The following is a 13,111-nucleotide window of genomic DNA, read 5'->3' on the forward strand; positions in this document are numbered from 1 at the left end:
TATGGAAACGAAATGACGACGAATCAGATTGAATTCAATATAGCGCCAGTCGCGGAATGCAGCGTTTTGGTGACCTTGACGCTATCGCCTTCAAATAATCAATCTAGCGCCGAATATGCGCAATACATAGCTCACTTTTCCGATGCCATTCGCCAAAACTTAGCATCGGTGTTGATGAATGTGACACCGGCTTACCAAACAATATTGGTCGACTACCTCCCTTATCGAATATCAGAACAGCAGCTCATTGAACAGCTCAATAATTTGTTGAGTCATGCTCTGTCGTCCTTTTCTAGTGTTAGTAAAACTCGCGATACGATTGAGCTTCCTGCCTATTACTCACCAGAAACAGCGCTCGATTTAGACCGATATCAAAACAAAGGCCTGTCGCTCGACCAGATAATTCAACATCACACCTCACAGACATACAGCGTCAGTGCGATTGGGTTTACGCCTGGCTTTGCCTTTATGTCGGATGTGGTTAATGAGCTTGCCTTGCCCCGTCACTCCACACCCCGCTTAATTGTGCCCAAAGGCAGTATCGCCATCGCGGATACGAAAACAGCTGTGTACCCTTCGGATTCACCGGGCGGTTGGAATATTATTGGCAATTGCCCACTTCCGTTGTTCGATCATAGCCAGTTGAAGAACGCCGATATCACGCAAAGACCACTGTCTCTGCTTAATGTTGGTGATACCGTCCGTTTCATAGCGATTTCAAAAAAAGAATTTGTAGAGTTGGGTGGAGGCATCGTAAATGGCTAAGACAAAAACTAAACCAACACTGACAGTGATTAAGCCCGGCCCGTTGAGTTTGATTCAAGACTTTGGGCGATTTGGTGTTGCTCATCTTGGATTAACGCAAGGTGGACCGGTTGATGACTACTCTTATAGCTGGGCTAACCATCTATTGGGCAACCCAGTCAACCAAGCGGCGTTGGAAGTCACGCTTGGGCAATGTGCGTTGAGAATCGATTTTGATTGCGAGATGGCACTATGCGGGGGTGATTTACAAGCGAAACTCGATGGTAAACCACAGGCTAACTGGAGCACTTTTCAAGCTTTTAAGGGGCAAGTTCTCTCATTTGGTTTGCCTAAAAATGGTCTAAGGGCGTATTTAGCCATTAAGGGCGGTTTCGATGTTCCATCAACTCTTGATAGCTGCTCTACAGTCACTCGTGAAAAGATTGGTGGATTAACGCAAGATGGAGAGCCATGCCAACAAGGGCAACAAATCGCTTTTACCCAGCACCAACTATCACATTCATTTAAAGCGTTGAGTGTTACCTTCCGATACACGCCTGATTACAATCTACCCGTGAACCTACGAGTGATTGAAGGCTATCAAAGCGAGCTATTCTCCGAGTCAGCAAGAGAGATTTTGTATAACGCGCAGTATCACGTTGACCAAAACTCTAATCGGATGGGTTATCGACTCAGTGGCGAGCCCGTAGACTCGCCTGACATTTCGCTATTGTCAGAAGGCATTGCCCTAGGTGCGATTCAAATTCCACAAGATGGACAGCCTATCGTGCTGCTTAATGATAGACAGACCATAGGTGGTTATCCGAAGATAGGATGTGTCGCCAGAATCGATTTACCACGCTTGGCGCAAGCAAAACCTGGACATGCGATATCGTTCAGCAAGGGCGATCGCTTGGGCTTACAAGATGTTTGGTGCCAATGGGCTCAGTTTTTCGGCTATTAGTTTTTGCGATGTGTTATGTGATAAATGCTATGTAGCTGAGAATAATCAACTAGGAAGATGTCATTTAGATGAGGTTCGGTATCTAAGCAGATGTTGAAATGAAGATTCGGCTTACCTATTACAGTAAGCCGAATTGAAGAAATTAAACGCAGTCGATGATGATAGACTAATTATAGGCTATTAAGCGTGATCTTGACCTGACACCTTGGCAAGCGCTTCTGGGTATCCACGTTCTTGTGTCAAATCTATCGCTCTGTTTTCAATATCATTTAGATTAAGTGACATTGTCACTGAGTGTGTGTCTTCAATAGATGCCGCCTCTGATACATCAAACCATTGCTCAGCGACCTTTTGTGCCGCTTCTAATGTTGAAGAAGCTTTTACTACTTCAAGTCGAGCATAGCGATCCCCACAGAATGAAACGTCTGAAGCTCTTAAGCTTGGATCGGTTCCCGGAATCTGTTGTGCACCAAACAAAGGTTTACCACCGACCAATGCAGAACTGAAACTTGGGATGAACTGAGACATATGCGTTATTGCCGCGCGAGTTCTTAATTCAAGCTGATCTTCACTCCAACCCGATACGATTTTCTTAAGCAGCTTCGAAGGCAACTGTGGCTGTGACGAGTCTGTTGACGATGAAACAAGCCCACCCTCAAACAGAGTAATCCCTTCTGTCATGCCGTGAAGTTGGAACACACCATCAGCATACGGCGTTAATTGCGCCATGCCTTGCGGTGTGCCTCTCGGGCCATGGAAGATAACTTCTGGCCACTCTTCCTTACATTCTTGCGAATATGGCCACTCTGTAACGTATGCAGCTTTAAACTCAACAAGTCTTTGCTGCTTAGAGCCAACAAAGTCATCTACGATACCCGTTTCAAACCCACTCGCATTAATCAAGTAATCGGTCGTTAGTTGGCAGCTTTGGTTTTCGGCATCGGTATAAGTCAAAGACCAACCTTGACCTGTCGACTCAACAGATTGTAATCGGCTGTTGGTTAACACAGTACAGTTAGCTTGTTGCCCCAAAGAGAGTTGAGCGGTCGCAGAAAGTCGGAATACGCTCCAGCCATACTCTTGGACCATCGCAACAGGATACTTTAGGGTCTCTAAATCCGTATGCTTGGCGAAAGGAATACACCAATCATCAAGCGATGTTGGTTTCAGAGGCTGTGTTTTCGCAGAAAGTGCTAATAAATCTTCTTTGCTGTACAGCTTATAATACTCTTCCGGATCACCGAGCACTTGGTTGCTTTTATCTTGTTTAACAAGATCGGCATAAGCGCTTTTGATTATCTTGAGACGAGGAAGCAGATCCAACGGCTCTCCACCATCACTGTGCGGAACGGCGATGATTGTCGGACGAATATTGATCGTATGAGGGAATAAGCGGACGGTATCAATTGACTGTGTGAGCAATTGAAGACACTGCTCTACAGAAATATCTCGATACAAATTGCCGCCAGCGTGCAGGTGGCAAATTGGTGGACCATTAACCAAACTCGGCCCTTTTTCTAAGATAGTGACCTTAAAACCCAACTCACTAAAGTGAATCGCGCTCGTTGTTCCGGCAATACCACCACCAACAATGGCAATAGAAGGTTGATTTGTATCCGTTTTGTTGTGGTTCATCGTGTTCTGTAGAATAAGATTAACTGCCTCTATTCTACTTTTGTTCTGCGATGAATTAAAACACATTTTTATCAAGGTCTTAGATAGGCGGGATTTAATATCTATGTAAAAAACATAAATAATCTCTTGACTCAATAACTCCAGATAGGGTTTTAAAGGTTATTCTAACAGTCAAATTTGTCCTAAGTGACGCCACATAAAGGCTGCCTCAGTACTCTTAAAACATAGCGGTTAACTTATCCCTAAAGTTATCCACCGTTTTTGTGGATAACTGTTGATAACGTTCTTGCTAAGTTGCGCAAACCCTTTGTTTACAGGGACTAACCGCTGTTCATTAAATCGGCATTATTGGGTAATTAGTTTTAAAAAATGCTAAAAACAGTGGAATCTAAGGTGCGATATTTTTTACTTATGCTACCGGTTGGTTAAATAAAAAACGGTCTAAAGCGACGTATTATAAATAGTGCATGACTAAGTATAAATAATCTCACTTTTAGACCGTTTTAAGCGCTTGGCTAGATCTCGCTAACGACTAGCCAAAATCCTTGTTTACTGGTGCCAACAAACGTTTGATTAAGCTATTCACTACCGCGGCTAATGTGATGAACGTTAGCACCGGTAGCGCTATCCACAACATCGGGTGAAGTGAAGGTTGTAACTCAAAACCAAAGTTCATCACTCCTGCCACGCTGAGCTCAGAACCAAGGGCTGCAATTGAGCCTGCGACTAACGCCATTAAACCGTACTCACACCAAATAGTATTGAGAATTCGCTTCTTACTCGCGCCTAATGTTCGATACAAGCGTATCTCTTGTTGTCTTTGAGATAAGCTCAATCGCAATAGAGTGAAGATAAGCAACAGCCCCGCCACCACACCTAACGCCGCAAGTACGGTAATCGACCAAACAATCTGCTTAAGCAACTCTTGGATCTTGCTACCCATCTTACGAATATCCATCAAACTCACGGTTGGATGATTTCGAGAGAGTTCGTTGAGCATCTGATTGTGTTGTTCTTCTAATCTGAAGCTCACTAGCCAAGTAGAAGGGATTGAACTCAAGACATCTGGAGTAAAAATGAAGTAGAAGTTCGGCTTCATTTCTCGCCACTCGACTTTGCGGATGCTATTCACCTTGGCATAAACATTCTGGCTGTTGATTGTGAATGACAGCTCATCGCCAATCTTTAGATCCAGTTGCTCCGCGACATCCGATTCTACAGATACGCCATGCTCTTGTGTCCAGCTGCCTTCTAATACTTCATTGTACTTAGGTAAGCTATCTCCCCAAGTGAAGTTGATCTCACGGCTTAGTGCGTCTGTTTCTCCAGAGGTATCACTGTATTCCGATGCTTCGACACCGTTTATCGTCGTCAGTCGTCCTCGGATAATTGGAAACGCTTGAGTACGCTCTACTTCGTTTGCATCAATCGTCTCGAGATAACTGTCTTTCTCATAGCTTGCAATGTTAAGTGCAAACGCATTCGGTGCGTTCTCGGGTAAGGTTTGTTGCCAATCTGACAGTAAATCACTTCTTACCAACCAGATGATAGACAGCAACATCAGTGAAAGCGCTAAAGAGCCAAATTGAATCCCAGTTGCTAAAGGTGTGCGATTAATTCGACTCAATGCCAAACGCATCGATGTCGATGTCGGCAACTTACTAACTAAACGCAGAACAAGCGTACTGACGACCGCAAGCACTAAGAACAGGCAAGCGATACCCGCTAAAACTATCCATACCAATAGATTGTCGCCATACATCAGCATCATTGGAATAATCGGTACCAGTAACAACAAATATTTCTTGTAGCTTTCATTGGACTGGTGACTTGATTGGATAACGCTGATTGCCGAGGTGTTGACCAAGCCAATTAACGGGATACCAAGAGCAGGAACACCAATTAGGATGCTTGATAAAATCGCCAAGATTGCAGGTTCAATACCATAGCTAGGAAGTGGCGTTGGTAATAAGTCGCCCAGAGGTATACGAAGCAAAAACTCCAAGCCGATACCGATGGTTATTCCCAGTACTGCACCGATAACCACTAACAAAGATACCTGTACAGACAACCATTTAACGATCCACTGCTTGCTTGCACCTAAACTCTTAAGCATCGCGATGGTTTTACGACGACTCGCAACATAATGTTGGCAAGTGAGTACCAAAGTGGTCGCAGCCATGATCACTACGATAGCTACCGTTAGTGATAAGTATTGAGTGGTGCTTTCGAACATGTCGTTGGTACGACTGGCTGAGTCTTGTGTACGCCAGCGGTCACTTGGTGTCAGTTCGATACTGTCTTGTGCGGCTTTGAGTTTCGATTCATCACCATTTAAAAACAATCTAAAGCTAACGCGACTGCCCGGTTGAATCGCTCCCGTGGCATCGATATCACTTGTATGAATCAGCACAGCTGGCATTTGTTGGAATGGGTTAAAGCTTAAGCCTGGTTCTTGAGTGATTCTCCAGTTATCGCTAAATCGGCATCACCAATAGTGACATTGTCACCAATTTCAACCTCTAACTGTGCAAATATACGCTCGTCTAGCCAAAGTTCACCCGGCTCAACATGGTTACTTGATGCTTTATCAGCGCCCTCTAAGATCATTTCACCGCGTAATGGGTAATTACTTTCAACTGCTTTTACCGTCACTAACTGCATTGAGTTATCACTGAATGCCATGGTTGAAAAACGAGTCAACTGAGATCTTTCTAATTGTTCAACTTGAGTGAGGTCTAACAAGGATTGCGGAATTGGGTTTGCTGAGATAAACACGCTATCAGCAGTAAGCGCATCTTTGCCCTGTTTAACAATTACCTGCTCCATACGTTCGGCCAACGCCGACAATGCAAATACACAAGCAATAATAAGCGTTAAAGCGATTGAAACTGGCCACAACTGGCCGTGTCGAATCTCTTCGATACTCCATGAAAACAGGCGTTTATTCAGTCCGTTTGATGAATTCAATTTAGACTTCCTCTATCTGACCGACATGCATCTTGAGTGTTCTTTGGCAACGTTGTGCAAGCTTAGGATCGTGTGTCACCAAAACTAAAGTTGTGCCGTGGGATGAGTTCAATTCAAACAACAACTCAACAATTTTGGCTGCCGTTTGTTGGTCTAGGTTGCCTGTGGGTTCATCGGCAAAAAGAATTTTTGGCTTAATCATAAATGCGCGCGCCAACGCGACCCTTTGTTGTTCACCACCAGATAGCTGCGACGGTAAGTGATCAAGCCTGTCTTCCAAGCCTACTGATTCAAGCAGAGCAGTCGCGCGTTCGATGTCTTCGTCTTCTCCCTTTAACAAACAAGGTAACGTGACATTTTGTAGCGCTGAAAGACTTGGAATTAACAAGAAGCTTTGAAATACAAACCCTACCGATTCACTGCGGATCTTCGCTCTTGCCTCGTCATCAAGCTGTGAAAGTGGCTGTCCTAATAAACTGATTTCGCCTTTCGTTGGTACATCAAGACCAGCAAGCAGCGTCATTAAGGTCGATTTACCCGCGCCAGACGTGCCGACAATCGCGACAGTTTCGCCTTCACGAATATCGATATCGACGTGCTCTAGGATTGTTAAATGTTCTTGATTAGTAGACACTGTCTTCGAAACAGCTTCTGCTTTAATGATGGATGTATGCATGACTCGACTAATTTCCTTTTTATTCTTTATTTTATTTTCAACCGCTTCTTTGGCTCAAGATACCCGCTTAGATTCTAAGTTACTGGTCCTTGGTGATAGCCTGAGTGCTGGTTACAACATGGACATCAAACAGAGTTGGCCAAGCCTGTTACCAGACGCGTTAGCAAAGCATGACAAAACGGTAACCGTGGTTAACGGGAGTATTTCTGGTGATACAACGGGCAATGGTTTAGCCCGCCTACCACAATTGCTTGAAGAACATGCTCCAGACACCGTTCTTATCGAACTTGGTGCGAATGATGGACTTCGTGGTTTCCCACCTAAGCTGATGTCTGCAAATCTTGAGCAGATCATTGAGCAGATAAAAGCTGCGGGCGCCAAACCTATAATGATGCAGATTAAAATCCCACCAAATTACGGAAAGCGTTACAACCAGCAGTTTGAATACGTTTTTGCAGCGCTTGCTGATCAACAAAACGTGCCACTTTTGCCGTTTTTCCTAGAGCATATCATCCTCAAACCTGAGTGGATGATGAACGATGGACTGCATCCAAAACCAGAAGCTCAACCTTGGATTGCTGAATTCGTCGCCGAAGAATTATATCAGTATCTTTAGGTTTTAATGGTCTAGCTCAATAAATTTTACACAGCTTTACGTTAGCCTGAGTGCATATCACAGTGAACTGTAAGGTTATTTATGCTGATCGAACCTGTTATCAAGGGTGTGGTAGCTAAAAGCGCTCACCCTATTGGCTGTCAAGAAGCCGTAAAGCAACAAATCAAATTTGTTAAGAGTGCGCCGCAAATCAAAGATGGCCCTAAACGAGTACTGATCATCGGCGCTTCCTCTGGATTCGGCCTTGCCGCTCGTATCGCCCTTACCTTTGGCGGTGCAAAAGCTGACACCATCGGCGTCTCATTCGAGCGCGGTCCAAACGAAAAATCCCTAGGTAGTGCTGGTTGGTACAACAACATCTACTTCAAAAAAGAAGCCGAACGAGAGCAACGCACTGCTATCAACATCGTTGGCGACGCATTTTCGCAAGAAACACGCTCACAAGTTGTCGAAGCCATTGAAACCTACTTCGAAGGTGAAGTCGATCTCATCATTTACAGCTTAGCCGCAGGTGTGAGACCAAAACCAGACTCCGATGAATTTTGGCGCTCAGCTATTAAACCGATTGGCGAAAGCGTTACTGGCGCGACGATTTCCCTTGAGCACGACGACTGGGTGACCAACACGCTCGACGCTGCAACAGAAGAAGAAGCTGAAAGTACACTCAAAGTGATGGGTGGTGAAGATTGGGAAAACTGGATAGACGAACTGATCAACGCTGAGTCTATTGCTCCGGGTTGTAAGACGATCGCCTTCTCCTATGTTGGCCCTGAAGTGACGCACCCTATCTACTTAGACGGTACTTTAGGTCGCGCTAAGATCGACCTTCATCAAACCAGCCACGCTCTTAATCTAGAATTAGCTAACTTTGATGGCAACGCTTACGCGACTGTCTGTAAAGCACTAGTCACTAAAGCGAGCGTTTTCATCCCGGGACTCAGCCCTTACTTACTTGCTTTGTATAAGGTGATGAAAGAGAAAGAGACCCACGAAGGTTGTATCCAACAAATGCAGCGTCTATTTAGCAGTAAACTCTATGGTCAATCAAAAGTACCACTTGATGGTGAGCGATTGATCCGTATGGATGATTGGGAATTAGATCCAGAAACCCAAGCGCACGTAACTGAACTGCTAGAAAAGATGGACGAAAATAACTTCCAAACCTTAGGGGATTACCAAGGGTTTAAAGAAGAATTTCTACAATTAAATGGGTTTGCTCAACCATCGGTAGATTATAGCCAGAAACTTAATACAGAAGATTTTATAAAGTTAAAGCCTTAATCTAAAATTATCTCATTACTGAGACCCGTATTCACATTTGAAAACCTCTGCAAAATTGCCGAGGTTTTTTTGTGCAACATTTCTTATACTTAGTTAACGTAAGATTCACAGTTTTCTTTGGTTCATCATAATTAACACAGGATGTGTTGATGCATTTAGCATAATTGACTCGGAGTCATATGAAGAAAATAAAAACTCTCGATTTAGATATCCCAGACGATATGGAGCACGGTTGGCAGAATATTGTCGACCTCTTAGCTCAAATTACTCAAGTTCCCGCAGCACTAATCATGCGTGTTCACGCCAATTACATTGAAGTTTTTTCAACCAGTCGTAGCGAGAACAACCCATACAACAAAGGTGATTCTGAAACGCTGGGGAATGGGCTGTACTGCGAAACAGTGATGGAAACTCAACGACAGCTTCTTGTGCCTAACGCGCTTGCCGATCCTAAGTGGGACAACAACCCAGACATCAAACTCGGCTTAGTCTCCTATTGTGGTATTCCATTACTTTGGCCTAACGGTGAACTGTTTGGCACCATTTGTATATTGGACTCGAAAGAGAATCACTACACCCCTACTTATATCAAACTGTTAGAGAGCTTTCGGACTTCGATTGAATCTCAGCTTAAAACCCTATTCCAACACGCCAAGCTTACCCAAATGAATCGCGACCTAAAAAACCGCGTTTACAATCGCACTAAAGATCTCGCGAGCCTTAATTACTCGTTGAATCAAGAAATTGATAAACGAAAAGCGGCTGAACAGAAGATTAACTTCCAAAAGAATCACGACCTCGGCACCGGCTTTTTAAACCGAAACGCATTTGAATCTCGCTTAAACCACAAGCTACTGTCACAGAGAAGGCTGACAGACAGCTCATTTGCAGTCGTTCATATTGGTTTTACCAACGGTAGACGCATACAAGCACGCTACGGCTATAACGCGTTAGACCAAGTGCTTGTTGAATACCGAAAACGCATCGACTGTATTTCTGATATCGATGTATTAACTGCACGCCCTACTTCGGTTGACCTCGTATTGGCGTTTAGCGTTAAAGATTTACACCATCGCCTTGAAGAACTTTGCCAGACGCTCGTTAAAGTTGGTCATTCAGAATTCGACATCGAAAGTGACAAAGTGCATTTGCACGCGTTTATTGGGATTGCAATTACGAACGACGAAGATGACGCGGAAAGCATTCTGCAGAAATCTTCTGAAGCGATGTTAGCCTGCAAAGATTCAGGACAAAAGTTCGCTTACTACTCTCAATCCCATACCGAAGAACAAACTCACATTAATAAGATCGAAGGCTATTTGCTTCAAGCCGTTCGTAATGATGACCTTATGCTCTACTTTCAACCCAAAGTTAGCCCGTTGACGCATCGCTGGATCGGTGCTGAAGCTTTGCTTCGTTGGCGACATCCTGTTTTGGGTGATATCTCTAACGAAACCCTGATCCACATGGCTGAACAAAACGGTTTGATTTTCGAAGTGGGCAGCTTTGTTTTACGCAATGCGATTGAAAAAGCCAAAGAGTGGTCCGAATACGTTGAAGATTTCAAGATGGCTGTGAATGTGTCTGCAATTCAACTCAAGAACGTACACTTTGCGGAACAAGTGGTTCACCTACTCGAAACCTATCATTTAGAGCCTCGTTTCTTAGAACTTGAAGTTACGGAGAGTGGACTGATAGCAGATGAAGTGGTTGCCAAGAATACCTTGGGATCTTTGCACGACATTGGCGTTACATTGTCACTAGATGACTTCGGTACGGGCTACGCCTCCTTCAGTTATCTGAAGAAGTTCCCATTCGACACCATTAAGATTGATAAGAGCTTTATCGACCAAATGCTCAACTCACACGAAGACTCGGAAATTGTTCGTTCTATTGTCCAAATTGCCAAAAAGCTCGACTTAAAAGTGACGATTGAAGGCATAGAAACGGAGGTTCAGGAGCAATTTATTATTAATGAAGGCTGCGATGTGGGCCAAGGTTACCTTTACGGAAGACCAATGCCGAGCCAAGAATTCGAACACAGCTTAATCAATCAAAACTATTTGGGGACAACTCGTTACGCTTAAAGCGAAAAAGAGCAGTTAGTTTTGGATTTAGGCCTACTTTCTCTTTACTCTAAAGGTGGTGATTTTTATAATCGCCGCCTTTCTGTTTTTATCTTTCCCCTTATATAGGCATTCCTCGTTATGGATCAGTTGACTGCAAAGCTTAAAAAGCTCGAAAAACAAAACTACCGTGCATATCAACAAATTAAAGGTCAATACGACTTTGCTGATTTTGAATTACACATCGACCACATCCAAGGTGACCCATACGCGTCAGCTTCTCGTTTTCGTGCAACGCGCGCGTGGTCTTTGACCGGGTTAGATTGGCTGAAAGAAAAGTCTTACGAATACCAAGTAGCCGCTCGTGACTTTATCGCACGTAGCTTCTCTGAGTTCGCGAAACAAGAGTCGACCGTTTCTATCGCGCTGACGGGTCAAACCGTATTAGACAACACAGCTGTTGTATTCACAGACCACGGCATCGAAATTCGTTTCCGTATTAATTTACCAGCTGATGGTCGTAGCATTCTTGCTAAGAAAGCGAACAACATCATCACTTTCTACTTACCGAAGTTTATTCGTCGCGCGACGCTTGAGCGTGAGTTAAACATCGATGCAATGATCAAACATTGTGAAACGATTGAAGACCAAGAAGCGCTGCGTGCTCAATTGGATGAAAACAACCTAGCCGCTTTCGTTGCAAACGGCAGTGTGTTACCTCGTATCGCGGGTAACTGCGACCTTCCAATGAAAGACGCGGTACCTTTCGCGGCTCCAGAATCATTGAGTGTTACGTTAAATACTCCAAACCAAGGTGACGTGACCGGCCTAGGCATTCCAAAAGGCATTACGCTGATCGTTGGTGGTGGTTTCCATGGTAAATCGACACTGTTGAACGCCGTTGAACGTTCTATCTACAACCATATTCCTGGTGACGGTCGCGAAGGCATTGTAACTGCGATTGATACGATGAAGATCCGCGCTGAAGATGGTCGATGTGTGCACAGCTTGAACCTGTCAAACTACATCAACCATTTACCAATGCAGAAAGACACATCTGACTTCAGCACACAAGATGCGTCAGGTTCTACGTCTCAAGCGGCTTGGTTACAAGAATCGATTGAAGCCGGCGTTCAAACTCTACTTATCGATGAAGATACGTCAGCGACTAACTTCATGATTCGTGACGAGCGTATGCAAGCGCTAGTGTCAAAAGGCGATGAGCCAATCACACCACTTGTCGACCGCATTGGTCAGCTTCGTGAAGAGATGGATATCTCTACCATTGTTGTAATGGGTGGCTCTGGTGATTACCTAGATGTCGCGAACACTGTGATTCAAATGCACGACTACCAAGCGGTAGATGTGACTGAAAAAGCAAAAGACGTGATTGCTCAGCACCCTACTCAGCGTACTAACGAATGTGAAACTGCTTTAGAAACGTTTGTACCGCGTTCATTGAACCGTGCTTCACTGATGAACATTCTGACTGACGGTAAATTCCGTGTTAATGCTAAAGGCAAAGAGTCACTGCGTTTTGGTAAAGAGTTTGCAGACCTTTCTGCGCTTGAGCAATTAGAATCACCGTCTGAAGTGAATGCGATCGGTTGGGCTTGGTTCCAATTCGCACAAACTCCAGGTTGGTCAAACAACCCTGCTAAAGAGTTTAACGCTATTTTAGAAAACGAATGGCACGCTAACATGCCTAACTACGGTGACCTAGCGAAACCAAGAACGTTAGATGTGATGGCTGCTCTGAACCGTATGCGTAAATCTCAGTTCAAGCCTTCGAACTGATTTCGTTAAATATCGGATTTATTGTGCTTCTAGGTTTTTGAAGTTTTAATCTTCTAATTTACTAAAGCTTCTAAGCCACTAAATAAGCAAATTAACCTTCTACGGCTCTCATTCTGAGGGCCGTAAATTTATCTAACCTCTTTTGACCTAACCTCTAGTGTCGTCAAAACTCTTGAACTTTATAAATTCATAAAACCAATCTTTACATCAATTACTTATCATCTTTTGTAATGAGAAAATTAAAGGCACTGTTTACCGCCATCTAATGCTGTCGATCCCTCAAAACATGACACAGCTTTTACAAAACCCTAGTGATATTCAGATAAAGTCCCGATTCGACAAGTGTAACCAAATGTAACAGA

8 protein-coding genes and 1 pseudogene are annotated in these 13,111 nt (G+C 44.0%); 6 read left to right on the forward strand and 3 right to left on the reverse strand.

Going from position 1 to position 13,111, the window contains the following annotated elements; genetic code table 11:
* Positions 1-12: 12 nt before the first annotated feature.
* Both AB4503_RS10985 and AB4503_RS10990 read left to right on the forward strand, forming a co-directional pair.
* Entirely contained in the window at positions 13-765 is a 753-nt protein-coding gene (locus AB4503_RS10985; RefSeq protein ID WP_017060083.1) for an allophanate hydrolase subunit 1, read from the forward strand.
* A complete protein-coding gene (locus AB4503_RS10990; protein ID WP_372114605.1) occupies positions 758-1,708 on the forward strand; it encodes a biotin-dependent carboxyltransferase family protein in 951 nt (316 codons plus the stop codon). Before AB4503_RS10985 ends, AB4503_RS10990 begins: the two co-directional genes overlap by 8 nt.
* Positions 1,709-1,888: 180 nt before the next feature.
* Here AB4503_RS10990 and AB4503_RS10995 read toward each other — a convergent pair whose 3' ends face one another.
* The 3 genes and pseudogenes from AB4503_RS10995 to AB4503_RS11005 form a co-directional block, all read right to left on the reverse strand.
* Positions 1,889-3,343 carry an FAD-dependent oxidoreductase gene (locus AB4503_RS10995; protein WP_017060081.1) on the reverse strand — a complete coding sequence of 485 codons (1,455 nt, stop codon included), beginning with the start codon at positions 3,341-3,343 and terminating at the stop codon, positions 1,889-1,891.
* A 532-nt stretch (positions 3,344-3,875) separates the two neighbouring features.
* Positions 3,876-6,313, reverse strand: a pseudogene (locus AB4503_RS11000) (ABC transporter permease).
* Between the two features lies 1 nt (position 6,314).
* Positions 6,315-6,989 carry an ABC transporter ATP-binding protein gene (locus tag AB4503_RS11005; RefSeq protein ID WP_017082262.1) on the reverse strand — a complete coding sequence of 225 codons (675 nt, stop codon included), beginning with the start codon at positions 6,987-6,989 and terminating at the stop codon, positions 6,315-6,317.
* On the opposite strand from AB4503_RS11005, the gene AB4503_RS11010 reads away from it, so the two are divergent.
* The 4 genes from AB4503_RS11010 to AB4503_RS11025 all read left to right on the forward strand — a co-directional run bounded on the left by AB4503_RS11010 (position 6,988) and on the right by AB4503_RS11025 (position 12,749).
* Positions 6,988-7,605, forward strand: a complete 618-nt coding sequence (locus AB4503_RS11010; RefSeq protein WP_017060079.1) for an arylesterase — start codon at positions 6,988-6,990, stop codon at positions 7,603-7,605. The two genes, AB4503_RS11005 and AB4503_RS11010, sit on opposite strands and share 2 nt — an antisense overlap.
* A gap of 81 nt (positions 7,606-7,686) precedes the next feature.
* Positions 7,687-8,886, forward strand: coding sequence for an enoyl-ACP reductase FabV (fabV, locus tag AB4503_RS11015; protein WP_372114607.1), 1,200 nt, complete (start codon positions 7,687-7,689; stop codon positions 8,884-8,886).
* Positions 8,887-9,065: 179 nt separating this feature from the next.
* Entirely contained in the window at positions 9,066-10,973 is a 1,908-nt protein-coding gene (locus AB4503_RS11020) for a GGDEF and EAL domain-containing protein (RefSeq protein WP_017064598.1), read from the forward strand.
* A gap of 120 nt (positions 10,974-11,093) precedes the next feature.
* The gene (locus tag AB4503_RS11025) at positions 11,094-12,749 is read left to right on the forward strand and encodes an ABC-ATPase domain-containing protein (RefSeq protein WP_017060076.1); all 1,656 of its coding nucleotides are present in this window, start codon (positions 11,094-11,096) and stop codon (positions 12,747-12,749) included.
* Positions 12,750-13,111 lie beyond the last annotated feature (362 nt).

Source organism: Vibrio sp. 10N.222.55.B11 (genome assembly GCF_041473705.1).
In the GTDB taxonomy this organism is placed as follows: Bacteria; Pseudomonadota; Gammaproteobacteria; order Enterobacterales; family Vibrionaceae; genus Vibrio; species Vibrio crassostreae_C.

Excerpts from the sequence above, each read along its gene's own strand:
- AB4503_RS11020 (WP_017064598.1), top strand. The coding sequence starts at position 9,066 with ATGAAGAAAATAAAAACTCTCGATTTAGATATCCCAGACGATATGGAG.
- AB4503_RS11005 (WP_017082262.1), bottom strand. The coding sequence starts at position 6,989 with ATGCATACATCCATCATTAAAGCAGAAGCTGTTTCGAAGACAGTGTCT.
- AB4503_RS10990 (WP_372114605.1), top strand. The coding sequence starts at position 758 with ATGGCTAAGACAAAAACTAAACCAACACTGACAGTGATTAAGCCCGGC.
- AB4503_RS11025 (WP_017060076.1), top strand. The coding sequence starts at position 11,094 with ATGGATCAGTTGACTGCAAAGCTTAAAAAGCTCGAAAAACAAAACTAC.
- fabV (WP_372114607.1), top strand. The coding sequence starts at position 7,687 with ATGCTGATCGAACCTGTTATCAAGGGTGTGGTAGCTAAAAGCGCTCAC.
- AB4503_RS10985 (WP_017060083.1), top strand. The coding sequence starts at position 13 with ATGACGACGAATCAGATTGAATTCAATATAGCGCCAGTCGCGGAATGC.
- AB4503_RS10995 (WP_017060081.1), bottom strand. The coding sequence starts at position 3,343 with ATGAACCACAACAAAACGGATACAAATCAACCTTCTATTGCCATTGTT.
- AB4503_RS11010 (WP_017060079.1), top strand. The coding sequence starts at position 6,988 with ATGACTCGACTAATTTCCTTTTTATTCTTTATTTTATTTTCAACCGCT.